Source organism: Nesterenkonia halophila, from assembly GCF_009467795.1.
Lineage (GTDB): Bacteria > Actinomycetota > Actinomycetes > Actinomycetales > Micrococcaceae > Nesterenkonia > Nesterenkonia halobia.
The window spans coordinates 1-25,072 of sequence record NZ_WIAX01000016.1 but is presented as its reverse complement, the minus strand read 5'-3'; the positions used below and the strand labels follow the sequence as shown (position 1 = coordinate 25,072).

Here is a 25,072-nt window from a genome sequence, read left to right as displayed (position 1 = left end):
GGCACATCGAACGGGGGATCTACTGCTGCTGACGCGCCGGATCGGCGAGACAGCGGGAGCAGATCCCCCGTTCGGTGCGGAGAAGGGGAACGGGACCCCGCGGGACCCCGCAGGACCTCGCGGGAGCCCCGGACTCAGCCCTCGGTCGGGTCGAGGACCGCCAGCAGATCTCCGCCGTCGACCTGCTGGACGCCGTCGATCACCGTGCGTGAGACGGTGCCGGCGGTCGGGGCGGTGATCGCGGCCTCCATCTTCATCGCCTCGATGGTGGCCACGTTCTCCCCGGCCCCGACGACGTCGCCGACGCCCACGACCAGCGTCACCGCCCCGGCGAAGGGCGCGGAGACGTGACCGGGCTGGGCGGGGTCGGCCTTCTCGGCGCTGCGCACCGTCGCCTCCACGGACGTGTCGCGGACGACCACCTGGCGCGGCTGGCCGTTGAGCGTGCAGACCACGGTCCGCATCCCCTTCTCGTCGGCCTCGGAGATCGACTGCAGGGTCACCAGCAGGCGCACGCCCCTGCCCAGCGAGATCACATGCTCCTCGCCCTTGCGCAGCCCGTAGAGGAAGTCGCGGGTGTGCAGGACCATCACATCGCCGTAGGCGTCGGTCGCGGTCTCGAAGTCCCGGGTCGGGCCGGGGAAGAGCAGGCGGTTCAGCGTCGCCCGCCGGGTCTGCGAGTCGCCGGCGAGCCCGTCGCGGTCCTCGGCGGAGAGGTCCTCGTCGACCGGGTCGACCGTGCGTCCGCGCAGCGCCTTCGAGCGGAACGGCTCGGGCCAGCCGCCGGGCGGGTCGCCCAGCTGTCCGGCCAGGAAGCCGATCACCGAGTCCGGCAGGTCGAAGCTGCCCGGGTCGGCCTCGAATGCGGCCGGGTCGACGCCCATGCCGACCAGCTGCAGGGCGAGGTCGCCGACGACCTTCGAGGACGGGGTGACCTTCACCAGCCGGCCGAGCATGGTGTCGGCGGCGTGGTACATCTCCTCGATGTCCTCGAAGCGCTCGGCCAGCCCCAGTGCAGTGGCCTGCTGCCGCAGGTTGGACAGCTGCCCGCCGGGGATCTCGTGCCGGTAGACGCGGCCCGTCGGACTCGGCAGCCCCGACTCGAACGGGCGGTAGATCGCCCGCACCGCCTCCCAGTAGGGCTCCATCGAGGCGGCCGCCTCGAGCCCGAGGCCGGTGTCCCGCTCCGTGTGCTCCAGCGCGGCGACCAGCGCGGAGGCCGGCGGCTGCGAGGTCGTCGAGGCCATCGAGGCGGTGGCGACGTCGACGGCGTCGACGCCGGCCTCCGCGGCGGCCAGCAGCGTGGCCAGCTGTCCGCCGGCGGTGTCGTGGGTGTGCAGATGCACCGGCAGGTCGAAGCGTTCGCGCAGCGCGGTGACCAGGATCTTCGCAGCCTGCGGGCGCAGCAGCCCGGCCATGTCCTTGATCGCCAGGATATGCGCTCCGGCCTCGACCATCCGCTCGGCCAGCCCGAGGTAGTAGTCCAGCGTGTAGAGGTCCTCCGCCGGGTCGGCGAGGTCGCCGGTGTAGCAGATCGCGGCCTCGGCCACGGCGGTGCCGGTCTTCCGCACCGCACGGATGGCCGGGAGGATCTGGTCGACGTCGTTCAGCGCGTCGAAGATCCGGAAGATGTCCACTCCGGTCTCGGCGGCCTCGGCGACGAACGCGTCGGTGACCTGCAGCGGGTAGGGGGTGTAGCCGACGGTGTTCCGCCCGCGCAGCAGCATCTGGATCGGGATGTTGGGCATCTCGTCGCGCAGCAGCGCCAGCCGCCGCCACGGGTCCTCGGAGAGGAAGCGCAGCGCGACGTCGTAGGTCGCCCCGCCCCAGGCCTCCACGGAGAGCAGCCCGGGCATCACATGGGAGAGCGCGGGGGCCGCGGCGAGCAGGTCCCGGGTGCGGACCCGGGTGGCCAGCAGCGATTGGTGAGCGTCGCGGAAGGTCGTGTCGGTCACCGCCAGCGCCTGCTGGTCGCGCAGCCGGGCGGCGAAGCCCTCCGGGCCTTCGGCGCGCAGCACGTCCCGCCAGCCGGTGGGCTTCGGATGCGACGAAGGGCCGTCGAAGGGGCTGCGGTCGGGCTCGTCGCGCTTGTCGCCGGGGAAGCGCGGCAGCTTGTCCCGCGGGTCGATGCCGTCGATCCGCGGACCGTGGGGGCGGTTCACCGTGGTCTCGGCCAGATGCTGCAGGACCTTCGAGCCGCGGTCCTTGGACAGGTTCACCCGGGCCAGCTCGGGCCGCTGGTCGATGAAGTCGGTGGCGAAGTCCCCGGCCAGGAAGTCCTCGTCGTCGAGCACGTTCTTCAGGAACCCGATGTTGGTGGTGACGCCGCGGATGCGGAACTCGGCCAGCGCGCGGCGGGCCCGGCGGATCGCGGTCCGCCGGTCGCGGCCGCGGCTGGTCAGCTTCACCAGCATCGAATCGAAGTGCGGACTGATCTCGGCGCCGTTGTAGACGGTGCCGCCGTCGAGCCGGATCCCCGAGCCGCCGGCCGAGCGGTAGGCGGTGACCGTGCCGACGTCGGGCCGGAAGTCGTTGCGCGGATCCTCAGTGGTGATGCGGCACTGCATCGCCGCACCCCGGACGGCCAGCTCGTCCTGGCGGATCCCCAGCTCGGCCAGCGTCGCCCCGGCGGCGATGCGCATCTGGGCGGTCACCAGGTCGACGTCGGTGATCTCCTCGGTGACAGTGTGCTCGACCTGGATGCGCGGGTTCATCTCGATGAACACGTGCTGGCCGGCGCGCTCGCCGGCGGTGTCCACGAGGAACTCCACCGTGCCCGCGTTGCGGTAGCCCATGGCCTGCGCGAAGGCGACGGCGTCGCGGAACAGCGCCTGTCGGATCTCCTCGTCGAGCTCCGGGGCGGGGGCCATCTCGACGACCTTCTGGTGCCGGCGCTGGATCGAGCAGTCGCGCTCGAAGAGGTGGACCGCGTCGCCGGAGGCGTCGGCGAGGACCTGGACTTCGATGTGCCGGGGGCGGACCACGGCCTGCTCGAGGAAGACCGTCGGATCGCCGAAGGCCGTCTCGGCCTCGCGCATCGCCGCGCCCAGCGCGTCTGGCAGCTCCTCGCGCGTCTCGACCCGCCGCATCCCGCGTCCTCCGCCGCCGGCGACGGCCTTGACGAAGATCGGGAAGCCGATGGACTCGGCGACGGCGACGAGCTCGTCGACGTCGTCGGAGGGGTCCGAGCTGTCCAGCACCGGCACTCCGGCCTCGCGGGCGGCGCGCAGGGCACGGATCTTGTCGCCGGTGGACTCCAGCACGTCGGCGGGCGGCCCGATGAAGGCGATGCCGGCCTCGGCGGCGGCGCGGGGCAGCTGCGGATTCTCGGAGAGGAATCCGTAGCCGGGGTAGATGGCGTCCGCGCCGGACTCGCGGGCGACGCGGACGATCTCGTCGACGTCGAGGTAGGCGCGGACCGGATGGCCCTCCTCTCCGATGCGGTAGGCCTCGTCGGCCTTCTGGCGGTGGTATGAGTTGCGATCCTCATGCGGGTAGACGGCGACGGTGCCGGCCCCCAGCTCATTGGCGGCGCGGAGACCGCGGATGGCGATCTCTCCGCGGTTGGCGACCAGGATCTTGGAGAACATCGTGAGGGGAGTTCCTCTCTGTCGTGCCGCACTCCATCGTGCGGACGGCGGACGTCAAGCCGACGGCGCGCGCCGTCGGCAGTACAGGCACGGTACCGTCTCGGCGTCGGCGTCGCCCGTGATCCTCGACATATCTTCGCATTGCGGGGGCCCTCGCCGAAACGCCGGAATCGCGCGGAATCATGCCGGTCGAAACCGTTGCGCGTGGTAAGTTGCCGTCCTGAAAGCCCCGGCATGCCGGGGACTGCCACCGAACCAGTCCAGGAGGACACACCATGGCTATGAACCGCAGCGAGCTCGTCGCAGCCGTCGCCGAGAAGTCCGGCAACTCCCAGGCCGCCGTCAACGGCGTGCTGGACGCGGTCTTCGAGGTCTTCACCTCGCAGGTCTCGCAGGGCGAGAAGGTGACCATCCCGGGCTGGCTGGCCGTCGAGCGCACCAAGCGGGCCGCGCGCACCGGCCGCAACCCGCAGACCGGCGCCAGCATCGAGATCCCGGAGGGCCACTCGGTCAAGCTGACCGCCGGCTCCAAGCTGAAGGCCGCCGCCTCCGGCGAGTGAGCCCCGGGCTCGCCGCCGAGCCGCTGCGGCTGCCGCGGCGGCCGCCGCGCAGGCCGTCGTCGACCCCCGCCCGATCCGTCGGGACGGGGGTCGACGTGTCTGCGGCGGGCGGTCGTCGCCGCACGTCGTCGGCGATGACCCGATCTTCTACGAAGCGTAGAATCGCCGACGTGCTCCGTTCCCCGCGATCCGCAGCCGACGCCGCCGCATGCCCCGGCGGACACGTCGCGGCGCGGTCCAGCGGTCGCGCGCGGGCGGGCCGCGGGGCGCTGGCGGCCTCGATCGCGGTGACCACCGCCGCGGTCGCCCATACGGCCGCGCACCAGGCGCCGTCGGCGACGATCGTGCTGCTCGCGCTGCTGATCAGCCTGCCGATCTGCATCGGCCTGGCGGGGGTGCGGCTCAGCCGCACCCGCCTGGCGCTGTCGGTGGGGGCCAGCCAGGCGCTGCTGCACGGTATGTTCGTCCTGCCGGCGCCGCGCGGCGAGGCCGACGTCGAGCACGCGGCCCATGCGGCCCATGCGTCCGAGGCGGCCCATGCCGCCCACGCCGTGGAGCCCGCGCAGCATGCGTCGGGGCATATGCTCCCGGCTCATGTGCTCGCCGCGCTGGGCACCTATCTGCTGCTGCGCCGGGGCGAGGTGCTGCTGGCCGCGCTGATCGATCTGCTCACGCTGCGTCCGGCGCGTATCCTGATGAGGGCCGCCGGCGAACTCCAGATCGCCGCGCGTCGGGTCCCCATCCCGCGGACCGCGCGTCGTCCGATGCTCCTGAGGGTCGACGTCGAGCCCGCGACTGTGCGTGGTCCGCCGCCGCATCCGTCGCTCCCGACCTGACCCGGCAGGCCCCCGCCCGAGGCGGGAGGCCGGCGCATGCACCCGCAGACGAAGGACGTTCCACGATGGACCACCACACCACTGACATGGCCGCCCGGCGCCGCGGTCCGCGGCGCGCCGGCGTCGCCGGCCTCGCCGGCGCCTCGGCCCTGGCCCTGGGCACGCTGACCGCCGCCCCGGCCTGGGCGCACGACGAGCTGATCTCCGCGACCCCGGAGTCCGGCGTGATCCTCACCGAGATCCCCGACGCCGTGGAGCTGGAGTTCAGCGGCGACGGACTCACCAGCGGCGAGGGCATCACCAACGAGATCCAGCTGACCGGCCCGGAGGGGGAGCGCTGGGACGGCGAGACGACCGTCGACGGCGCCACGATGGCCACCGAGGTCGACGATGAGCTGCCCGCCGGCCAGTACGAGGTCCGCTATCGCGCGGTCTACTCGGACGGTCACCAGGAGGAGGACACCTACACCTTCGCCATCGAGGACGGCGCGGCCGGAGCAGCCTCGCCCGGTGAGGCGAGCTCCGAGGATTCCGCCCCGGAGCCTTCTGCTGAGGAGTCCTCCGACGAGTCCGGCTCCGGGACCGCCGATGAGTCGACCGGCGAGGCGGCCGACGAATCGACCGACGAATCGACCGGCGACGCAGCCGAGGGCCAGCAGACCACCGCCGACGAGGCCTCGCCGGAGGCGACGGAGACCGCCGCCGAGGAGACCTCGGCCCCGGCCTGGCTGCCGGTGGTATTCGGCGCCGGCGCGCTGGCCGTGGTGATCGTCGCGGTGGTGATCGTCCGGCGCAAGATCACTCAGGTCGACCGGTGGAAGCGTGATGCGGGTCAGGGCCCCGGCGCTGACGACGGCGACCGCGGCCGACCCGACCGACCCTGACCTATCCCGACCGACCCCGACCGATCCCGAGACCGAGGACGCCTGCATGACTCCTGCCCCCGGCAGCCCCCGCGGCGCCGCCGCCGACACTGAAGCCGACGCGCCCGTGCGCGCGGTCGGGCTGCCGGCGGCGGGTGCGGCCCTGTGCCTCGGACTGGTCGCCGTCGTCGTCGCCGGGCTGCTCACCGGCCTGTCGACGCCCGGCGAGATCGTCGACCCCGGCGCGCTGACCCGCTGGGGCCTGCCGATCGCCCGGTTCGTCCACCACCTGGCCATGGCGACCGCCGTCTCGGCGGTGCTGCTGGCCGCCGCGGCTATCCCGGCGCGCATCGGCCCCCGCGGCCGACGGCGGCGCGGCCAGGACGGCGCCGAGCACCCGGTATTCGCCGCGGTGCTGAGCATCGCCGGCACGGCCTCGGTGGTCTGGACGGTCGCGGCGATCGCGGTGCTGGTGCTGACCTTCTCCGACATCTCCGGCCAGCCGGTGTCGGGTCAGAGCTCCTTCAACGAGGGCTTCCTCGGGTACATCGAATCCATCGCCACCGGCCAGGCCTGGGCGGCGGTGGCCGCGATCGCGGCGCTGTTCACCATGCTGGTCTTCGCCGTACGCTCCACGCCGGGGCTCTTCGTGCTCTCGGCGCTCGGACTGGCCGGCATCGTGCCGATCGCGCTGGTCGGACATTCCTCCTCCGGCGACGATCACATGGCGGCGGTGAACTCGCTGGGCATGCACCTGCTCGGCGTCGTCGTCTGGGTCGGAGGGCTGGCGGTGCTGCTGCTCCTGGCCCCGGTGCTGCGCGACCAGGCGCGGGGGCTCGCCGCCCGCGATCAGGGCGGTCCGGAGCTGGTCGGCACGCTGCTGCGCCGCTACTCGACGATCGCCGGACTGGCGATCGTGCTGGTCGCGGCCTCCGGGGTGGTCAACGCCGAGCTGCGCATCTTCGCCTGGGACCAGCTGATCACCACCCCCTACGGGCTGATGATCTCGTTGAAGGCCGCGGCCGTGCTCGCCCTGGCCGGCATCGGTTGGATGCACCGCAGCTGGATCATCCCGCGGCTGGTCGGCGCCCACGCCGGACCGGCCGCCCGCCGGGGAGCGGCGCCGGCCGACCAGCGCGGCGTCACCGGGCTGCTCTGGCAGCTGGTCGCCGTCGAGGTCGCCATCATGTCCGCCGTCGTCGGGGTCTCGACAGTGCTCGGCCGCACCGCACCGCCGGTCTCCGAGGACCTGCCGCCGGGGGCTTCGCCGGCGCGCATCATCACCGGCTACGACCTGCCCCCGGCGCCGGAGCTGGCGAACTACTTCACCCTCTGGCGGCTGGACTGGCTGTGGGTCTTCCTCGCCGTCGGCCTGGCGGTCTGGTACTGGGCCTCGGTCGTGCGGCTGCGCCGCCGGGGCGACTCCTGGCCGATCGCCCGGGGAGTCAGCTTCGTCCTCGGGCTGATGACGCTCGTCTGGGTGACCTCCGGCGGGGCGTCCATCTACGGGCTGGTGCTCTTCTCCGGGCACATGATCCAGCACATGACGCTGACCATGGTGGTGCCGATCTTCCTGGTGATGGGCTCGCCGGTCACTCTGGCGCTGCGCGTGCTGCCCGTGCGCGCCGACGGCACCCGCGGCACCCGGGAATGGATCCTGTGGCTGGTGCACTCGCGGTTCTCGCGGATCGTGACCCATCCGGTGGTCGCGGCGGCGAACTTCGCCGGCTCGCTGGTGATCTTCTACTACACCGCCGTCTTCGGCCTCGCCCTGGAGTACCACCTGGGGCACCTGATCATGACGGTGCACTTCCTGCTCACCGGCTACATCTTCGCGCTGGTGATGGTCGGCCAGGATCCGCTGCCGAAACGGCCGCCGCATCCGCTGCGTCTGCTGATGCTGCTGGCCACGATGGCCTTCCACGCCTTCCTGGCGGTGGCGCTCTCCGGCTCGGAGTCGCTGCTGCAGGCCGGCTGGTTCGGGAACATGGGCTACGACTGGGGCTTCTCCGCGCTGGAGGACCAGCAGCGCGGCGGCGAGCTGATGTGGGGGATCGGCGAGATCCCCACCATGCTGCTGGCCGTCATCGCCGCGATCCAGTGGTCCCGCGACGACGACCGGCAGATGCGCCGCGAGGACCGCGAGGCCGAGCGCACCGACGACGCCGCGCTGCGCGAGTACAACGAGATGTTCGTCCGCATGGCCGAGAACGATCCGCACCGACCGAAGGGGCCGCGCGGATGAGCCGCTGGAGCACCATTCTGAACACCATCCCGAGCACTGGGTCGGGCGCCGGGTCGAGCGCCGGGTCGAGCGCCCGCCGCCGCGGCGCCGTCGTCATGCCGCTGCTGGCCGGCGCGGTGCTGCTGACCGGCTGCGGGGCCGGGGCGGGCGACGCCGCGGACGACGGCTCCTCCGGTGAGGACAGTCCGCCGGCGGGCTCCGAGGAGCAGCTCGCCGCCGCCGAGGCGGCGATGACCCGGGCGGCGAGCTTCGGCTTCGACCAGGCCGGCTACGCCACTGTCGAGGCGGTCGAGCAGTTCCGCGAGCAGGCCGACGAGACCCTGGCCGGCGACGCCGCCGAGGACGTCGACCCGGCCGCCTGCGCCGATCCGCTCGCCGCCGTCGACTGGGCGCCGCTGCTGCTCGACGCCGACGTCGCCCGGGTGGACTTCGGCTCGGAGACCTTCACCGGCACCGGCTCGCTGGAGATCGCCGAGGCCTCCGACGGCGCCGCCGGCGAGCGGGTGGCCGAGCATGTCGCACGCGTCGAGCAGCTGCTGGGCTCCTGCCGGGAGGTCACCTACACGCAGTCCGAGCAGGACTTCGCTCTGGAGTTCGACGGCGTCGACGGCGTCGTCGAGCCGGAGGACTCGGCGGAGCCGGAGACGACGACGGCCTACCGCTGGAGCCGGGAGTTCGCCGGCACTGCGGAGCAGACGGAGCAGACAGGGCAGACGGAGGAAGCGGAGAGCGCCGAGGACGGCGGAACAACCGCGGCGCAGATCCTGTTGACCCGCAGAGGCGAGGACGTGGTGATGGTGTCCTTCATCGGCGAGCCGGCCGCCGGCTCCGCGGAGTTCACCACCATGGCCGAGGCCCTCGCCGCCGAGACTCTGGACGGGCTGGCCGACTGAGCCGGAGCGGCTCCGGAGAGCCTCCGGAACGTCCCGGCCTGTCACGACCCGCAGCACGCATCGCGCGCGCACCGCGCGCTTCACACGAAGGAGCACCAGCATGACGGAGACGATCCGCCGCACCGACCGGGTGCGGGCCTCCGAGCTCGTCGGCCGCGGATGGCTGAACACCGGCGGAGAGGAGGTCACGCTCGAAGACCTGCGCGGCAAGATCGTCATCCTCGACTTCTGGACCTTCTGCTGCATCAACTGCCTGCACGTGCTCGACGAGATGCGGCCGCTGGAGGAGCGCTTCTCCGACGTGCTGGTCACCGTCGGCGTGCACTCGCCGAAGTTCGACCACGAGGCCGACCCGGATGCGCTGGCCGCCGCCGTCGAGCGCTACGAGATCGCCCGGCCGGTGCTCGACGACCCGCACCTGACCACCTGGCAGGCCTACTCGGCCCGAGCCTGGCCGACGCTGGTCGTCATCGACCCGGAGGGCTACATCGCCGCGCATCTGGCCGGCGAGGGCCACGTGGCCGGGCTCGACTCGCTGGTCGAGGAGCTGGCCGCCGAGCATGAGGCCAAGGGCACTCTGCATCGCGGCGACGGCCCCTATGTGCCGCCGGAGCCGGTCTCGCGCACGCTGCGCTTCCCGGGCACCGCCGTGCCGGTGACCCGCTCGCTGGGCGCCGAGGACGACGCCGCGGCCGCCGGTCGCTTCCTGGTCGCCGACACCGGCAACCACCGCATCGTCGAGCTCGACGCCGACTTGGAGACCGTCATCCGCTCCTGGGGCGGCGGACCGCAGGACGAGGCCGGCGCGGCGTCGGACGGCGGGGAGAAGGGCCACCGCGACGGCCCCGGCGCCGCGGCTCTGTTCACCGAGCCGCAGGGCGTGGCTATCCTGCCGGCCGAGGTCGCCGCGCAGGTCGGCTATGACGTCGTCGTCGCCGACACCGTCAACCACCGGCTGCGCGGCATCGACGTCGCCGGCGACCGGGTGATCACTGTGGCCGGCAACGGCGTGCAGCGGCTGATCGACTCCGACCGGGTGGCCCAGGAGCAGACCGCCGGCGTCGGCAGCCTGGGCACCGATCCGCTGGAGGTCTCGCTCTCCTCGCCGTGGGACGTGCTGTGGTCTCCGGCCGCCGGCACCCTGATCGTCGCGATGGCCGGCACCCACCAGATCGTCGAGTTCGTCCCGACCACCGGCGAGCTGCGCGTGCTGGCCGGCACCGGGCTGGAAGGCCTGACCGACGGCGCGGCCGACGAGGCCTGGTTCGCCCAGACCTCGGGACTGGCCGTCGACGCGGCCGGCGACGTCTGGATCGCCGACTCGGAGACGTCCTCGCTGCGCGTGCTGCGCACGGCGCAGGACCCGCGGGCTCCGCAGGTCGAGACGATCATCGGCGAGGGACTGTTCGACTTCGGCTTCCGCGACGGCGACCCGTCCCAGGCCCGGCTGCAGCACCCGCTGGGGGTGGCCGCGCTGCCCGACGGCTCGGTGCTGGTCGCCGACACCTACAACGGCGCGATCCGCCGCTACCGCGGCGAGCACACCGCCGCCGACGGCACCACGGTGCCCGCCGAGGTCTCCACCGTCGCCCGCGGGCTGAAGGAGCCCTCCGACGTGCTGCTCGACGCCGACGGCTCCACCCTGCTGGTGGTCGAGACCAACGCCCACGAGCTGGTGCGCGTGGCGATCCCGGAGGAGTTCCTCACCGTCGACGAGGGCGCGATGCAGTCGCAGCGGCCCAGCACCGACGTCGCCCCGGGCGAGCTGACGCTGACCGTCGGCTTCTCCGCGCCGACGGGCCAGAAGCTCGACGACCGCTTCGGCGACCCGACCCAGCTGAAGATCTCCTCCTCGCCGGAGGAGCTGATCGTCTCCGGCGCCGGAAGCTCCGAGGGGCTGACGCGCACCCTGCAGCTGGACCCCTCTGTCGACGGGGGCGTCCTGCACATCACCGCGCGCGCCGCGGCCTGCGACGGCGCTCCGGGCGAGGAGATCCCGATGCACGCGGCCTGCCACCTCTACCAGCAGGACTGGGGCATCCCGGTGAACCTGGTCGAGGGCGCGGCCGACACGCTGCAGCTGGATCTGCGCGGGGTGAAGTGAGCGCCGCGCTGGATTGAGTCTCCCGCCGCACGGAAGGCGGGATCATGAGAACCTGCGGGCCGGGTGAGCACCCGGCCCGCAGGTGTGTCCGGAGCCTGTGGAGAACCGCGGCGCGGTCCGTCGTCTGCTGTGTAGCGTGGTCGCGTCATGGAGGTGCGAGCGCCGGGACGAGGGGAGCACACGGCGACGATGGTGCGATTCGACGTACCGACCGGGCTGGGGCGAGGGATCCTCGACCAGGTCGGCGGGCTGAACGCGGGCGCCCGCGGGCAGAAGGCGGCGGCCGAGTCCGCCGCGGGGACTGCGGAGCCCCTCTTCGGGACCGCCGAGACTGCGGCGACGGCCTTCTCCGCATTCTGCCGGCTCGCCGAATCGGTGGCCGGCCAGGTGCTCGACGAGTCGGACCTGCGCAGTGCGGCGGTGCAGGACGCGCTGTCCCAGGTCTCCGCCGGCGACGATCAGATGGCCGCCGACGGCGCCGCCGCCGCGTCCCGGACGGCCGGCTGGAGCGTGGGCGGCGGCACGTTCGATCCGTCCAAGTTCGGCCGCCGCTGACGAAGGACGCGAGGGGAGATCCAGCCGATGTTCGTGCGAGGACGGGCCGGGACCGACGGGGTGACAGTGGCCCAGGTGCCCGAGATCAGCGGTTCGTGGTCCGCGCTGCGCGAGCACTGTGACATGTGACACCTGGCGGGCCGCGGTGCAGGCGGCCCGCGCCGGCGTCGAGGAGCAGCAGAGCACCTGGTCCGGCATGCAGGCCGCCCGCGACGTCGAGGATGCCGGCGCCGACGACGACGTCGACGCGGAGAGCCTGCAGATCCAGGACTTCGCCTGGGACGTCGCCTCGCTGCGCCATCGCTGGGAGCAGGCTCAGTCCAGGGCCGCCGAGACCATCGAGCAGCAGAGTCGGGTGCTCTCCGCCGCTGTGCTGCCGCAGAGCGCGGGCTCGGGCGCGTTCTCCAGGGCCGGGTTCGGCGGGGTCGGCCTCGGATTCGGGGCCGGTGCCGGTTCCGCGATCGGCTCGGCGCTCTTCGGCGGGCGGGGAGGCGCCTTCGACCCCTCGGACGGGGAGACTGATGCCGTGACCGTGGAGGAGGCGCTCAGCGATGAGGACATGGCCGACGAGATGGCCGAGGCCTTCGGTCGGTCGAGGGAGATCAGCGACGGACTGCTGACGCTGTCCCGAGAGGACTGCGGCGGAGGCTGGGACGAGCTGCCGGAGGGTGTGCAGGAGGCGGCGCAGCACCCTGACGGTGCGGTCGATTTCGACGCATTCCGCGAGTTGATGCCGCTCCTCGAGCATGCGGACTCAGGTCGCAGCCCCGGAGATGATCTGGCGACGGACCTCGCCATGGCGGCCGAGTACGTTCTGCATGCGGAGAACGCGCGCGGGCCGATTCTGCTGCGGGAGCCAACCCTGGTGTGCCGGAGAGCGCGTTGACGACGGCTCTGGGGTTGGCCGGACGCAACGAGTCGGCATCGGCCGCGCTGCTCGCGGGTAGCGGGGACGTCGACGGATTCGACGGGGCGGAGCTTCCCGATTCATTCGACTCGAGCCGATTCGTCGCGAACGTGTTCGACAGGAACTGGGAGGATGACGGCGCCGCCGTCGCTGGTCTGATCGACTGGATCGCTTCCGGAAGCGAACTCTCAGGTCATTCTGGAGACGCCTGGTACGGCTTGATGAGTGCTGTGGCCACGACAGATGCGGGTGTGACGAGCTCATCGAGTCCGTTCAGAGAAATGCTCGGAGGAGCGCAGGGAAGTTCCCTGGAGGTCAATCCTGTCTTTGCTCAAACGTTCTACGAGACGGCAGCGGCCAATCTGGAGGAGTTCAGTGTGCCGGAAGGCAAGACCGGTGGGGAGCTCCTCGACAGTGACGATCAGGTCAGAGTCAAGATGCTCGTGGGGACAGATGATGCGGCATCGGCCAAGATTTCCGCCTCTATCCAGGCGTACCAGGCACGACTCGTTGAAATGTACGTGACTGGCGAGTCTGGTGGAGCGCCGCACGAGACGAACATGGCCATCCTCCAGGGCAAGCTTGAAGGAGGCCCGTTCAACGCGGAGATGCACAAGCATGGCGAAAATGTTGAGGCCGAAGAGAGAATCCTTGAGGCTTTTAGGGTCGGTTAATGTGTCGCGTCAATCGTCTTCAATAATCCTGTGTTTACGTTCGGTGACTGCGTGACCCAGGAGATGGATGAACTCGGAGCATCGAAGGATGACGTCGACCTAGGGTCCGACGTGGACTCGACGCATCGCCGCGAATTGCATGAAGCCCGAGCTAAGGGCTGGATGATGCAGGCCCTGGGTGGCGAGGAGGTCCCTGATCTCTCGGAGGTTGCTCGCCCGAATGCTCATGTTCTGGAGGATCTTCGAAATCTCATGTCAGGAGTCGGGCTATATGTCGGCGATCAATGGGAGATAGTAGTTCACCCGAACAATTCAGTATATCCCTATAATCGGGTGGTCAGTGAGCGTCTCCATGATCGATATGAAGGATCTGACCAAATATCGCATGAAAAAGTTGAGGAATTTGCGGGGCGATTCGCTCAACAGTACAAGGATAAGGTCGATGGGTGCGTTGATGAAGACGGTGACTACTTGTCATCTCTGCTTGAGGGGTCCCAAGGGCGGGTGCCGACCATGACGCAGAGTCGTAGGGCTGTGGCAGACGTTTGTGGTGCTCTGATGTCCGCCTTGATCGTTGTGTCTGGATGCACCAAGCCCGATGATCTGAACTTCGATGAGGGCAGCGTCTGCGGAGATTCGGAGGATGTTCGCTGGTGCTGCAGCACGCGCGCCGACGATGGGGCGTACAGCGTCAGCCATGGAGCGCTTCTGTGTGAAGTGAGACAGGTTCGTCGACTCATCGGTGAAGGGCGGGTCGACCACCAGGCCATGGTTCATGAGCTTCCGGATTGGGCAGATGGAGGCTTCAGGCGTGGGCAGCCGACCATCGTGCGCATTTCTGAGGTTCCTGCCGCCGATGTCCTCAGCTGCCAGAAGGAATTGCGTGTGGCGGTGGAAGAGCTCGGTGCTTCGTTCGACGGGAACGAGGTCACCGAGTGCGGGGATGAGATGAGCCATAAGGTCGTCGAGAGCGCGGAGGGGCAGCCCTTGCAAATGGGCGAATAGTCCCGGTGGAGGGCGTTGAATCAACGGCGGAGCGATGCGGGTGTCTGGCGCGGGATGAGGGGAGCATGGATCGAAGCTTCAGGCTGCGTCGTCGACGGTTCGTTCACCGGCTCTCTGTCCTTGCCGCGGCAGGAGCGATCGGAGTCGTGGGTCTCGCTTCGTGCGGAGGACCCGAACTGAGCATCGATGATCGACGGCATGTCTGTTCCGGGAGCGACTCGCGGTATTGCAACGAGGTGACGGATCATCCTGGTGCGTACGCGCCGGCGCACGGTCGGTTGTTCTGCGAGGTGGAGCAATTGCGCGAGCAGATCGAAGGCGGCGAGATCGGAACTGATGAGGCGATGAAGCGTCTGCCGGAGTGGGCGGATCGCACGATTCAGGATGGAGCGCCGGCCACCCTGGACGTCCGAAGTGTCCCTGTCGAGGTCGCTCCTGAGCGGGACGATGCGATGGCGCGAGTGACACGTGATGTTGGTGGCGATCAGGGATGAGGTGATTATTGGAGGTGCGTCCAGTCGACGAGTCAGGAGATGCTCGAGAAGGAGCTCGACGGCCCTCTGGAAGTTGATGAGTGACGCCGTCAATCTCGCGGTGACGTGCGAGGCGGCACGACCCGCAGTCTGAGATCCTGTCGGCCATTCTGAGAGGCAGGGCCAGGTCAGAGTGTGTTTGGCGTGTCCCGGGTCCTCGCTTGTCACCTGTGTCACACTGTCGTCCGTCCCTGTTGCCGACACGGGGATCGACGGTGATCCCGGACGGTCCTCGGGGAGTGATGACGCATGGCCGACGATACGCGGACGACCTCCGCCGCCGACCCCTCCGATCCTTCAGGCCCCTCCGGAGAGCCGCCCCGCCGTTCGCTGTGGCGACGCTATCTGGACATCCCGCTGATCTGGAAGCTCGCCGTCGCACTGGTGCTCGGCGTCGTCGCCGGACTGACGGTGGGCGAGCCGATCACGGTCATCGAACCGCTCGGTGACATCTTCCTGCGGCTGCTGTCCATGCTGGTCATGCCGCTGATCCTCCTCACCCTCGTCTCCGGAGTCGCCTCCGTCTCGCCCACGACGCTCGGGCGCATCGGCGGCAAGGCCTTCATCTATTACCTGGTGACCACCGCCTTCGCGATGGCCGCCGGCATCGGGCTGGCGCTGCTGATCTCGCCCGGCGCCGGGCTGACCCTGGACGGCACCGAGGAGGTCGAGGAGCAGTCCGCGCCGCCGCTGTCCCAGGTGATCACCGACATCGTGCCGGAGAATATCTTCGCCGCCCTCGCCGACGGGCGTGTCCTCGCGGTGATGTTCTTCGCGCTGGTGGCCGGCGTCGCCCTGGCCTTCCTGCAGGACAGCGGGGAGGAGCGGCTCTCCTCGCTCGCCGCGGACCTGCGGCGCGTCGTCGACGGCGGCGTCGAGCTGGTGTTCCTCATCATCCGTGGCGTGCTGCAGTACTCGCCGATCGGCGTCTTCGCACTGATCGCCGTGGTGGTCGGCGAGACCGGCGCCGACGCGCTGCTGCCGCTGGCCAAGCTCACCGGCGTCGTCTACGGCGGCATCGCCGTCCAGATCGTGGTCTACACGGTGATCCTGCTGCTCTTCCGCGCTCCGATCGGCCGGTTCTTCCGTGCGGCCAAGGAGCCGATGCTCACCGGCTTCGTCACCCGATCCTCCAGCGGGACGCTGCCGGTCACCAGCCAGGCGGCCGAGAAGCTGGGCGTGGGCAAGGGCGTCTACTCCTTCACCCTGCCGCTGGGCGCGACGATCAACATGGACGGCACCGCCATCTACGTCGGTGCGGCCACCGTCTTCGTCGCCGACGTCACCGGGGCCCAGCTCACCCTCGCGCAGCTGGCCACCGTCGCCGCCGTCGGGGTGCTGGCCTCCGTGGGCACCGCCGGAGTCCCCGGCGCGGGACTGATCATGCTCACCATGGCGGTGACCTCGGCCGGGCTGCCGATGGGCCCGGTCGCCCTGGTCGCCGGCATCGACGCGATCCTTGACATGGGGAGGACGGTCTGCAACGTCACCGGCGACCTGACCGGCACCCGCGTCATCGCGAAGACCGAGAAGGGGATGCTCGCCGAGGATGCCGGAAGAGCACGGCCGGGCTCCGCCGTCGAGCGGGAGGAGGCGCCTGGGAGTCCGCGGATTCGATAGGCTCGTCTTCAGACGCACAAGCCCTGGCGAAAGGCGGAGGACCCCATGACCACACTGGTCGTCACGGCGAGCAAGCATGGCTCGACGGCGGAGATCGGCGAACGTATCGCCACCACGCTGAGCGCCCGCGGCGTCGCCGCCCATGCCAAGGACGTCTCGGCGGCCGGGCCGTGGCTCTACGAGGCCGACAACGTCGTCGTCGGCATGCCGGTGTACCGCCAGAAGCTGCACGGGGCAGGAACCATGTTCCTGGACAGCAACCGCACCGAACTGTCCGGCAAGCCGCTGTTCCTCTTCGCCGTCGGCGGCGGCCCGGTGCTGGACGCCTCGATGGAGGCGCGGCTGAAGCAGCATCCCCACCGCGAGGTGGTCTACTTCCTCGGGGCGATCGACGCGTCGAAGCTCAGCCTCGTCGAGAAGCTGCAGCTGAAGGTCGCCCAGGCGCCGACCGACGCCGACCTGCGCGACTGGCCGGCGATCGAGGACTGGGCGAACTCGCTGCTGGCCTACGGCGTGAGCTGAGCTCGTCGGCCGGCTCTGCTCCCGGCTCCGGCCCCGCATACAGCGATGGCTCTGGAGCTCGGGCCGGATTCTCTCTCGTATCGAGGGAGTTCAGGCCCGAACTCCAGAGCCATCACTCGGTCTGCCGAGTCAGCCCTGCGCGTCGAGCTCGGCGAGCACGCGGGCGACCACCGCGTCGGTGGAGAGCCCGTAGCGGTCGTGCAGCGTCGGCAGCGCGCCGGCGTCGAGGAACTCGTCCGGCAGGGCGATCGGGGTGACCGGCCTGCCGACCGGCCGCCGGGCCATCGCTGCGGCCACGGACTCGAAAAGGCCGCCGACCACAGTATGGTTTTCGCAGGTCAGCGTCATTCGCGGCGTGTCAATCGCGTCCAGCACAGTCTCGGCGTCGAAGGGCTTGATCGTCGGGCAGTGCAGCACGGCGACGTCGACCGAGTGCTCGGTCAGCTTCTCCGCGGCCAGCAGCGCCCGCATGGTCATCAGGCCGCTGGAGACCAGCAGCACGTCCTCGCCGGGGCGGACCACTTTGGCCTTGCCGAGCTCGAAGCTGTAGTCGTACTCGTGCAGCACCCGCGGCACGGCCCCGCGGAGCAGGCGGGTGTAGCTGGCGCCGGGAGCGGCGGCCAGCTGCGGGACGGCCTGCTCGATGTCGAGAGCGTCGGCCGGGTCGACGATCGTCAGATCCGGCATGCCGCGCAGGATCGCCATGTCCTCGAAAGCCTGGTGCGAAGGGCCGTAGCCGGTGGTCAGGCCCGGCAGGGCGGCCATCACATTGACGTTCAGACCCGGTTCGGCGATGTCCAGGCACAGGAAGTCGTAGGCCCGGCGGGTGGCGAAGACCGAGTAGGTCGTCACGAAGGGCAGCAGCCCGGTCTGGGCCATGCCGGCCGCGGCTCCGAAGGCCAGCTGCTCGGCCATGCCCATCTGGTAGTACCGGTCCGGGTGCTCCTCGCCGAAGACGTGCAGATCGGTGTACTTGCCCAGATCGGCGGTGACCCCGACGACGCGCTCGTCGTCGGCGGCGACGGCGTTGAGCGCATGGCCGAAGGGCGCGCGGGTGGTCTCCACGCCGGCATCGGCGATCGAGGCGATCATCGCGGCCGACCGCTTCGGCGCCTGCGCGGCCGTGGTCGAAGTGCTCGAGGTGCTCATCGGACGTCCTCCTCGGTCTCGTCGGACTCATTGGCGTCAGACGCGCGGCCGGCGGCCAGCTGCTCCTTGCAGAGGCCCCACTCGTCGTCGGCGATCTTCATGAAGTGCAGCTTCTCCCGGCTCTCCAGCATCGGAACCCCCTTGCCCATCACGGTGTCGCAGAGGATCACGTGCGGCCGTCCGGTGGCGTCGGCCTGCTCACGGGCGGCGTCGAAGGCGCGGATCAGCTCCTCGGGATCGTTGCCGTCCACGCGCTGGGCGTGCCAGCCGAAGGACTCCCAGCGTTCGACCTGCGGCTCGGTGGGCAGCACCTCGGCAGTCGGTCCGTCAGCCTGCATGCCGTTCATGTCCACCACGGCGACCAGGTTGCCCAGCTGGAAATGTGAGGCGCTCATCGCCGCCTCCCAGGTGGCGCCCTCGTCGAGCTCGCCGTCGGAGAGCAGGTTGTAGACGAGCTGCTCCTCGCGCCCCTGATGCCGCAGGCTCAGCGCCATGCCGACGGCGACGCCGAGACCGTGGCCCAGCGAGCCGCCGGAGATCTCCATGCCCGGGGTGTAGGTGGACATGCCTGACATGGGCAGTCGCGACCCGTCGGCGGCGTAGCTCTCCAGCTCCTCGCGCTCGATGGTCCCGGCCTCGGCGAGTGCGGAGTACAGCGCCAGGGCGTAGTGGCCGATGGAGAGCAGGAATCGGTCGCGGTCCTCCCACTCGGGATCGGCCGGGTCCAGGCGCAGCTGGTCGGTGTAGGCGACGGCGAGCACGTCGGCGACGCCGAGCCCCTGGCCGACGTAGCCGCCGCCCTGGGCCTCGCCCTGCTCGAGGACGCCCAGCCGGATCCGATGGGCGGCCTCCTGGGCACTCTTGATCCTGACGTCCAGGCCGCGGTCGCCCATCGGGGCCCGCGCGGCCGGCTGCGGTGCGGTGTTCATAGAGATCCTTCCTGTACGGAGGCGGGGGACGTTCCGCCGACGGTGCGGCCCGCGGCGTCGCGGGAGCTGGGGGAGGCGTGCTCGGCGAGGATCGCGAGGATGCGCCGTCGGGCGTCGGCGGCGTCGGCCTCGCGGTCGGCCTCGGCGACGTCGTGGGTCTCCAGCTCGAGGATGTAGCTGCCGGAGTAGCCGGCGTCCTCCAGAGCGCCGATGACGCCGGGGAAGTCCACCTGACCTCGGCCGATGCCGAGGTTCAGATCCCCCGGCACCGCGTCGCGCAGGTGGACCCGCTCCACCCGCGCGGCGCAGCGACGCAGCCAGGCCACCGGGTCCTCGGCAGAGGCGACGATGTGCGAGACGTCGAAGAGCAGTCCGGCCGTCTCCTGACCGAGCGCGTCGAGGACCGCCTGGGCCCGCTGGACCGAGTGCACGAAGCGGCGGTGGTGCAGCACCTCGACCAGCAGGCGCACGTCCTGCTCGGCGCAGAGCGCCGCGAGCCGCTCGAGGTTGGCCACGAGGCGGGCCAGGTCCTCCTCGACGTCGGCGAACGGCTCCCAGCTCGCCCGGCCGGCGGGCACGATGAGTGCTCCGCCGGAGGCCGCGGCCAGCCGGATCAGCGGCCGCGCGACCTCGGCGAGGTCCGCCGCGGAGAGCGCCGGGTCGTTGAAGTCGCCGAGGTCGGCGTTCACCGCCCCGGCGTGCAGCCCGTGGCCCGACAGGGTCTCGGCGACAGTCGCCGGTTCGCCGGCGTAGGGCACCGGGATGTGGTCCACCACCGCCGGGATCGCCCCGAGGTCGACGTCGACGGTGCCCAGCCCGGCGATGATCTCCAGGGCTTCGTCCAGCTCAAGCTGCCGGAAGCTGATGGTGGAGATCCCCACCCGGTCTCGGAGCGCCTCCTGCTGCCTCTGCTGTTCGGCCGGTGTCCGCGGATCAGGCAATGTAGGCTCCGCCGTTGATGTTGTGGGTGCCGCCGGTGATGTAGCCGGCCTCGGTGCCGGAGAGCCAGACTGCCAGCGCGCCGATCTCCGCCGCGGAGGCCTGGCGCTTCATCGGCACCGACTCGGACAGCCGGGCCTCGTTCTCCTCGTCGGAGTCCTCGGCACGGATGTCGGTGTCGACCACCCCCGGAGAGATGGCGTTGACCGAGATGCCGTGCTCCGCGACCTCGCGGGCGAGCGAGCGGGTCAGGCCCAGCACGCCGGCTTTGGCCGCGGAGTAGGGCGTCTTGGAGAAGACCCCGCCGCCCTGCTGCGCGGAGACCGAGGACATGGTCACGACGCGGCCGTAGCCGCCGTCGATCATGTCCTGCAGGAAGGCCTGGCAGGTGAAGAACGTGCCGGTGAGGTTGACGTCGAGGACCTTGTGCCAGAGCTCCTCGTCGACCTCGAGGAAGGGCACCGGCGAAGGCATCCCGGCGATGGTCGCCAGCGCGCCGACGGGCGGCAGCTCAGCGGAGCGCACGAACTCGGCCGCGGCGAACACCGAGTCCCGCGAGGTGACGTCGGCGGCGACGCCCAGCGTCGGCACGCCGGTGCGCGCGGCGATGTCCTCGGCCGCGGCGCGGGCGCCGTCGCCTTCGAGGTCCAGCAGAGCCACGGCCCAGCCCTCCTCGGCGTAGCGGAGGGCCGTGGCGCGGCCGATGCCGCGGGGCGAGGCCGCGCCGGTGACGACGGCGGTGCGCTGCGGATCGGGGGCGGTGGTGCGGTGGGACATGCGTCTTCCTTCCTCAGGTGTCTTCAGCTGGGTTCAGCTGTCTTCAGGGGTGCTGCGGGGGTCGGAGTGCACGGCCGGCGCTCAGAGCGTGACCAGCAACGAGGGGACATAGGCGACGAGCAGAAGCACCAGCAGCGCGACCGCGTAGAACGGCAGCAGCGCCCGCACTGTCTGCTCGACCGGGACCTCGCCGATGGACGAGGAGATGTAGAGCGTGGTGCCCACCGGCGGAGTGAACAGACCCACGGCGAGGCTGAGGACCATGACCACGCCCAGGTGCACCGGATCCATGCCGATGCTCCCGGCCAGCGGCATCAGCACCGGGGTGAGCAGCAGGATCGCCGGCGACATGTCCAGGAACATGCCCACGAGGAGCAGCAGCACGATCATCGCCAGGACGACCAGCCACGGCGCTCCGATGCTCTCCAGCACCAGGTCGGCGAGCTGCTGCGGGACCTCCTGGACGGTGAGCAGCCAGCTCAGCGCCGAGGAGGTCATGATCAGCAGCATCACCACGCCGGTGGCCGAGGCGGTCGAGACCAGCGACTGGATGAAGCTGCGCAGCGACAGGTCCCGGTAGATGGTCAGCCGCAGCACCACCGCATACAGCGCGGCGAGCACCGAGACTTCGGTGACGGTGGCGACGCCGTAGAGCAGCACCAGCCGGATCATCAGCACCGGCAGCACGATCGCCGGCAGGGCCAGCAGCAGATCCTTCGCCAGCCGCTTCGGCGTCAGCTTCGCCCGCACGCGGGGGAATCCGTGCTTGAAGGCGGCGTACCAGCAGGCGATCAGCATGCCGACCGCCAGGATGAGCCCGGGCACGACGCCGGCGGCGAAGACGGCCGCCACGGAGGCGCCGGAGGTCGCGGCGAAGAGGATCATCGGGATCGACGGCGGGATGATGACGCCGAGGATCGACGTCGAGGAGTTCACCGCCGCGGCGTAGGAGGGGGAGTAGCCCACCTGCTTGGACCAGGGGATGAGCACCCGGCCGAGTCCGGAGGCATCGGCGACCGCCGAGCCGGAGACGCCGGAGAAGACCAGCGAGGTGACCACGCTGGACTGGCCGACGCCGCCGCGGAAGCGGCCGACCAGTCGGGTGGCGAGGCCGATGACCTGCCGGCCGAGCGTGCCGTTGGCCAGCAGATCGGCGGTGAGGATGAAGAACGGGATGGCCAGCAGCAGGAAGTCCCCGGTGGGCTGGAAGGAGGCCTGCGCGGCCACCTGCAGCGGGAAGTCGCCGATGAGCAGCAGGCCCAGCAGGGTCGAAACCAGGATGGCGAAGGCCACCGGCAGCCCCACGGCCAACAGCGCCAGCAGCGCGACGAGGGCGATCAGGATCTCAGACACCGTGGACCTCCTCAGGGGCCGATCCCGCGGGACCGGGGACGGCTTCGGAGCCGCCGCGGGCGATGTGGACGGCTCGCGCGAGGCTCTGCACCGTCAGTGCGATGGTCATCAGGATGAAGGCGGCGAAGCTGCCCATGCGCGGCCAGCCCAGGATGGGCGTGACCTGCTCCACCAACGGGCCCAGCAGCGGCACGCACAGCATCGTCACCAGGGCGAAGAGCAGTCCGGAGGCCGTCCAGACGCCGACTTCGACGCCGCGGCGGGCGCCCGGGCGGAGCCGGGTGATCAGGAAGTCCACGGCGATGTGCCCGCCCAGCGACATGGCCACGATCACTCCGCCGGCGATGATCCACGGATACAGGTAGGCGGGAAGTTCAGTGGCGAAGTCCATCGACGAGCCGGTCAGGTAGCGCAGCCCGACCGAGAGCAGCAGCAGCGCCCAGACGATCAGCAGCGAGACGACGGCTAGGGTCGCTCCGAGGCGCCGGAGGGCCTCATTGACGGGGTCGGTGCCGCGCGGCGTCGCGACCTCGAAGTCGGGACGGTCGATGGCGGCGAGGTCGGCGTCGGAGAGGAAGCGCTCGCCGTCGCGCGCCGCGCGGCGAGGGGCGGTGTCGTTCACTGGTCCTCCTCCTGGTGGTCGTCGCGGGTCGCGTCGGCGGCCGCGGTGATCTGCTCGTAGAAGTCCGGGTGCTTCTCCCGCCAGGTCGCGTAGACGTCGCGGGTCGCCTCGCGGAAGGCGTCGCGGTCCGGCTCGGTGACCTCGAGGGTCTCGGCGTACTCGGCGTTGATCTCCTCGGTCTGCTCGGCCATCAGTTCGCGCTGGTGGTCGCGGGCCGCGCGGGCCTGCTCGGTGAGCAGGCGCTGATCCTCCGCCGAGAGCGTCGCCCAGGTCTGGGTGGAGACGACGAAGGGGTTCAGCTCGTATTTGTGCCCGGTGTGCGCCAGATGCTCCTGGACTTCGTGCAGCGAGGAGGAGTGGATGTTCACCACCGGGTTCTCCTGGCCGTCGACGGCGCCCTGGCGCAGTCCGAGGTAGAGCTCGCCGAAGTCCATCGGCGTCGGCGAAGCGCCCAGCGACTCGAAGATGTCGATGGTCATCGGGTCGTCCGGCGTGCGGATCTTCAGGCCCTGCACGTCCTCGGGCGACTCGATCGGCCGGACGCTGTTGGTGATGTCGCGGGTGCCGTTGTCCCACCAGGCGAGCACGTGGTAGCCGCGCTCCTCGGCCTTCTCTGCGAGGGCGTCGCCGACCTCGCCGTCGAGGACCTCGTAGGCGTGGGCGCTGTCCTCGAAGAGGAACGGCAGACCGACCAGGTTGGCCTCCGGGACGATCGAGGTGAACGGCCCCTGGGAGTTGACGGACATGTCCAGAGTGCCCGAGGCGACGGAGAGCAGCATCTCGGAATCCGAGCCGAGTGCCTCCGAGCCGAGGACCTGGACCTCCAGGCGCTGGTCGGTCTCCTCGGCGACGCGCTCGCTGAACTGCTCGGCGGCGATCGAGCGGGGATTGCCCGGTGCGGCGCCGTGGCCGAGCAGCAGGCGGCGGGAGTCGTCCTCGGAGCCGGGGGTCGCCGTCCCGCAGGCGGGCAGCGAGACCAGGCCGACGACGGCCGCGGCCGCGACGAGCGTCCGGCGCAGACGACGTCGAGGGCCGGTCAGCGAGCGGGCGGCGGGTGATGGGCTCCCGAGTGCGGCGTCGCGACCCGGGGCAGGTGATGAGGGTGTCACCGGTGACCTCCTCGACGGTGGGAGCGGGCGACGGCGGCCGCCCGCGGGGATGAGTCGATGTGCGGCCGGTCGGTCCTCCGGAGCGAGGGCGTGCCTGCCGTCACGTGGTGCGGATCACCATCCTGCGCGATTAGACGTTGACTGTCAACAGTCACCAGATGGTTGTCGACTGGATGCGTGATCAGGGCGCGCAGACGACGACGGGCCGCCTGCTCGCGGCAGGCGGCCCGTGGGTCTCGTGCGGGGGGGCGGGGAAGGGGCGGCGCGGTCAGCTGCTCCAGCGCCGCGCGGCGTCGTCCATATGGGAGAAGAACGCGCTGCGGGCGGCAGTCCGGTCTTCGGCGGCGATCGCCTCGATGAGCGGGCTGTGGTGGTCGGAGTCCATGATGTCGACGGGGTCGCCCTGCCCGGGGGAGAACATCACCACGCGCATGCGATCCTCCAGGTCCTTCCAGGTGTCCAACAGTGTCGCGTTGCCCGAGAGTTCGCAGATCCGCTGGTGGAAGGCGAGGTCGCGGCGCAGGCGCTCGAGATAGTCGACGGCGTCGCCCTTGGCCGGCGGCAGCAGGTCGCGCAGCTGCGCGGCGGCCGCGCCGGCCTCGCCGCGGGCGATGATCTCGTCGACGGCCAGGGACTCCAGTGCGGCGCGGACCTGGAAGATCTCGCGGATCTCGGCGGCGTCGAGCCGGCGCACCCGGACCTGGCCGCGCGGGTCGCTGCTGACCAGTCCGGCCTGCTCCAGGGAGCGGAGTCCCTCGCGCACGGTGCCGCGGGAGACTCCGTAGCTCTCGGCGAGCTCGGTCTCCACCAGGTGATCGCCCGGAGTGAAGGTGCCGTCGAGGATCGCTCCGCGGAGTGATTCGAGCACCTGTTCGCGCAGCGTGGTGCGGGACAGCTTCGGCAGACTCTTCGTCGACATGTCTCCAGCGTAGCGGGCAAGTGTCGACTGTCGACTATCGACGGCTCGCTCGGATGTCGATCCGACGGCGCGCACCTGAGAATCGCCGTGCACGGAAGGTCGCTGACCTGCATGAACATATGTGCTTGACGCATGTGCGGATCGTCGTAGCATGGAATCTGTGACTCGCCTCATGAGATGTGGGTCACTGGCGTCATCACTGTCGCCATCCCTGTCGCTGCCGACTCACCGGCATTCCCCGAGGAGTATCCATGAGCACCGCCCCCGAGACCCGCCCGAGCGAGACTTCGGCGGACTCCGCCCTGCCGGAGACGATGCGCGCCGTCGTCGTCCACGGCCCCGGCGACTACCGCCTGACCACCCGCGAC

22 protein-coding genes are annotated in these 25,072 nt (G+C 70.7%); 13 read left to right on the top strand and 9 right to left on the bottom strand.

The window, feature by feature from the left end; all coding sequences use genetic code 11:
• Positions 1-134: 134 nt before the first annotated feature.
• Positions 135-3,590, bottom strand: coding sequence for a pyruvate carboxylase (locus GCL72_RS08395; protein WP_153144269.1), 3,456 nt, complete (start codon positions 3,588-3,590; stop codon positions 135-137).
• A 275-nt stretch (positions 3,591-3,865) separates the two neighbouring features.
• Between GCL72_RS08395 and GCL72_RS08390 the strand changes: the two genes are divergently transcribed.
• The 13 genes from GCL72_RS08390 (at position 3,866) to GCL72_RS08335 (ending at position 16,907) form a co-directional block, all read left to right on the top strand.
• The gene (locus GCL72_RS08390) at positions 3,866-4,150 is read left to right on the top strand and encodes an HU family DNA-binding protein (protein WP_153144268.1); all 285 of its coding nucleotides are present in this window, start codon (positions 3,866-3,868) and stop codon (positions 4,148-4,150) included.
• A 170-nt stretch (positions 4,151-4,320) separates the two neighbouring features.
• Positions 4,321-4,986, top strand: a complete 666-nt coding sequence (locus tag GCL72_RS09705) for a hypothetical protein (protein ID WP_170289602.1) — start codon at positions 4,321-4,323, stop codon at positions 4,984-4,986.
• A gap of 65 nt (positions 4,987-5,051) precedes the next feature.
• Entirely contained in the window at positions 5,052-5,870 is an 819-nt protein-coding gene (locus tag GCL72_RS09700; protein ID WP_170289601.1) for a copper resistance CopC family protein, read from the top strand.
• A gap of 46 nt (positions 5,871-5,916) precedes the next feature.
• Positions 5,917-8,094, top strand: a complete 2,178-nt coding sequence (locus GCL72_RS08380; RefSeq protein ID WP_153144266.1) for a bifunctional copper resistance protein CopD/cytochrome c oxidase assembly protein — start codon at positions 5,917-5,919, stop codon at positions 8,092-8,094.
• Positions 8,091-8,987 carry a hypothetical protein gene (locus tag GCL72_RS08375; RefSeq protein WP_153144265.1) on the top strand — a complete coding sequence of 299 codons (897 nt, stop codon included), beginning with the start codon at positions 8,091-8,093 and terminating at the stop codon, positions 8,985-8,987. The genes GCL72_RS08380 and GCL72_RS08375 overlap by 4 nt, the downstream gene beginning before the upstream one ends.
• 100 nt (positions 8,988-9,087) lie before the next feature.
• Positions 9,088-11,091 carry an NHL domain-containing thioredoxin family protein gene (locus GCL72_RS08370; protein WP_153144264.1) on the top strand — a complete coding sequence of 668 codons (2,004 nt, stop codon included), beginning with the start codon at positions 9,088-9,090 and terminating at the stop codon, positions 11,089-11,091.
• A gap of 189 nt (positions 11,092-11,280) precedes the next feature.
• Positions 11,281-11,646, top strand: coding sequence for a hypothetical protein (locus tag GCL72_RS08365; protein WP_153144263.1), 366 nt, complete (start codon positions 11,281-11,283; stop codon positions 11,644-11,646).
• A 118-nt stretch (positions 11,647-11,764) separates the two neighbouring features.
• Positions 11,765-12,532 carry a hypothetical protein gene (locus GCL72_RS08360; RefSeq protein ID WP_153144262.1) on the top strand — a complete coding sequence of 256 codons (768 nt, stop codon included), beginning with the start codon at positions 11,765-11,767 and terminating at the stop codon, positions 12,530-12,532.
• Positions 12,529-13,227 (top strand): TPR repeat domain-containing protein, encoded by a 699-nt coding sequence (locus tag GCL72_RS08355; protein WP_153144261.1) that lies wholly within the window; start codon positions 12,529-12,531, stop codon positions 13,225-13,227. Before GCL72_RS08360 ends, GCL72_RS08355 begins: the two co-directional genes overlap by 4 nt.
• Before the next feature lie 51 nt (positions 13,228-13,278).
• Positions 13,279-14,232 carry a hypothetical protein gene (locus GCL72_RS08350; RefSeq protein ID WP_153144260.1) on the top strand — a complete coding sequence of 318 codons (954 nt, stop codon included), beginning with the start codon at positions 13,279-13,281 and terminating at the stop codon, positions 14,230-14,232.
• 65 nt (positions 14,233-14,297) lie between these two features.
• The gene (locus GCL72_RS08345; protein WP_153144259.1) at positions 14,298-14,726 is read left to right on the top strand and encodes a hypothetical protein; all 429 of its coding nucleotides are present in this window, start codon (positions 14,298-14,300) and stop codon (positions 14,724-14,726) included.
• Between the two features lie 288 nt (positions 14,727-15,014).
• Positions 15,015-16,385, top strand: a complete 1,371-nt coding sequence (locus GCL72_RS08340; protein WP_153144258.1) for a dicarboxylate/amino acid:cation symporter — start codon at positions 15,015-15,017, stop codon at positions 16,383-16,385.
• Between the two features lie 45 nt (positions 16,386-16,430).
• On the top strand, positions 16,431-16,907 hold the full coding sequence (locus tag GCL72_RS08335; RefSeq protein ID WP_153144257.1) for a flavodoxin domain-containing protein: 477 nt from the start codon (positions 16,431-16,433) through the stop codon (positions 16,905-16,907).
• Positions 16,908-17,036: 129 nt separating this feature from the next.
• Here the strand turns inward: GCL72_RS08335 and GCL72_RS08330 are convergent, their stop codons facing one another.
• The 8 genes from GCL72_RS08330 to GCL72_RS08295 all read right to left on the bottom strand — a co-directional run bounded on the left by GCL72_RS08330 (position 17,037) and on the right by GCL72_RS08295 (position 24,704).
• Positions 17,037-18,056 carry a transketolase family protein gene (locus GCL72_RS08330; RefSeq protein WP_153144256.1) on the bottom strand — a complete coding sequence of 340 codons (1,020 nt, stop codon included), beginning with the start codon at positions 18,054-18,056 and terminating at the stop codon, positions 17,037-17,039.
• On the bottom strand, positions 18,053-18,949 hold the full coding sequence (locus GCL72_RS08325; protein WP_153144286.1) for a transketolase: 897 nt from the start codon (positions 18,947-18,949) through the stop codon (positions 18,053-18,055). The genes GCL72_RS08330 and GCL72_RS08325 overlap by 4 nt, the downstream gene beginning before the upstream one ends.
• 32 nt (positions 18,950-18,981) lie before the next feature.
• Positions 18,982-19,866, bottom strand: a complete 885-nt coding sequence (locus tag GCL72_RS08320; protein WP_153144255.1) for a sugar phosphate isomerase/epimerase family protein — start codon at positions 19,864-19,866, stop codon at positions 18,982-18,984.
• Positions 19,867-19,918: 52 nt separating this feature from the next.
• Positions 19,919-20,701 (bottom strand): SDR family NAD(P)-dependent oxidoreductase, encoded by a 783-nt coding sequence (locus tag GCL72_RS08315; RefSeq protein WP_153144254.1) that lies wholly within the window; start codon positions 20,699-20,701, stop codon positions 19,919-19,921.
• A gap of 81 nt (positions 20,702-20,782) precedes the next feature.
• Complete coding sequence (locus tag GCL72_RS08310; protein WP_153144253.1) at positions 20,783-22,054, bottom strand: TRAP transporter large permease; 1,272 nt, start codon at positions 22,052-22,054, stop codon at positions 20,783-20,785.
• Positions 22,047-22,676: a TRAP transporter small permease gene (locus GCL72_RS08305; protein WP_170289600.1), complete on the bottom strand. Its 630-nt coding sequence runs from the start codon at positions 22,674-22,676 to the stop codon at positions 22,047-22,049. Before GCL72_RS08305 ends, GCL72_RS08310 begins: the two co-directional genes overlap by 8 nt.
• The gene (locus GCL72_RS08300; RefSeq protein ID WP_170289599.1) at positions 22,673-23,785 is read right to left on the bottom strand and encodes a TRAP transporter substrate-binding protein; all 1,113 of its coding nucleotides are present in this window, start codon (positions 23,783-23,785) and stop codon (positions 22,673-22,675) included. Before GCL72_RS08300 ends, GCL72_RS08305 begins: the two co-directional genes overlap by 4 nt.
• Before the next feature lie 268 nt (positions 23,786-24,053).
• Positions 24,054-24,704, bottom strand: a complete 651-nt coding sequence (locus GCL72_RS08295) for a GntR family transcriptional regulator (protein WP_170289598.1) — start codon at positions 24,702-24,704, stop codon at positions 24,054-24,056.
• Positions 24,705-25,072 lie beyond the last annotated feature (368 nt).

Coding starts and splice junctions, on each gene's coding strand:
- GCL72_RS08375 (WP_153144265.1), top strand. CDS start 8,091: ATGAGCCGCTGGAGCACCATTCTGAACACCATCCCGAGCACTGGGTCG.
- GCL72_RS08380 (WP_153144266.1), top strand. CDS start 5,917: ATGACTCCTGCCCCCGGCAGCCCCCGCGGCGCCGCCGCCGACACTGAA.
- GCL72_RS08295 (WP_170289598.1), bottom strand. CDS start 24,704: ATGTCGACGAAGAGTCTGCCGAAGCTGTCCCGCACCACGCTGCGCGAA.
- GCL72_RS09700 (WP_170289601.1), top strand. CDS start 5,052: ATGGACCACCACACCACTGACATGGCCGCCCGGCGCCGCGGTCCGCGG.
- GCL72_RS08315 (WP_153144254.1), bottom strand. CDS start 20,701: ATGTCCCACCGCACCACCGCCCCCGATCCGCAGCGCACCGCCGTCGTC.
- GCL72_RS08330 (WP_153144256.1), bottom strand. CDS start 18,056: ATGAGCACCTCGAGCACTTCGACCACGGCCGCGCAGGCGCCGAAGCGG.
- GCL72_RS08340 (WP_153144258.1), top strand. CDS start 15,015: ATGGCCGACGATACGCGGACGACCTCCGCCGCCGACCCCTCCGATCCT.
- GCL72_RS08365 (WP_153144263.1), top strand. CDS start 11,281: ATGGTGCGATTCGACGTACCGACCGGGCTGGGGCGAGGGATCCTCGAC.
- GCL72_RS08370 (WP_153144264.1), top strand. CDS start 9,088: ATGACGGAGACGATCCGCCGCACCGACCGGGTGCGGGCCTCCGAGCTC.
- GCL72_RS08335 (WP_153144257.1), top strand. CDS start 16,431: ATGACCACACTGGTCGTCACGGCGAGCAAGCATGGCTCGACGGCGGAG.
- GCL72_RS08390 (WP_153144268.1), top strand. CDS start 3,866: ATGGCTATGAACCGCAGCGAGCTCGTCGCAGCCGTCGCCGAGAAGTCC.
- GCL72_RS08325 (WP_153144286.1), bottom strand. CDS start 18,949: ATGGGCGACCGCGGCCTGGACGTCAGGATCAAGAGTGCCCAGGAGGCC.
- GCL72_RS08395 (WP_153144269.1), bottom strand. CDS start 3,590: ATGTTCTCCAAGATCCTGGTCGCCAACCGCGGAGAGATCGCCATCCGC.
- GCL72_RS08345 (WP_153144259.1), top strand. CDS start 14,298: ATGGATCGAAGCTTCAGGCTGCGTCGTCGACGGTTCGTTCACCGGCTC.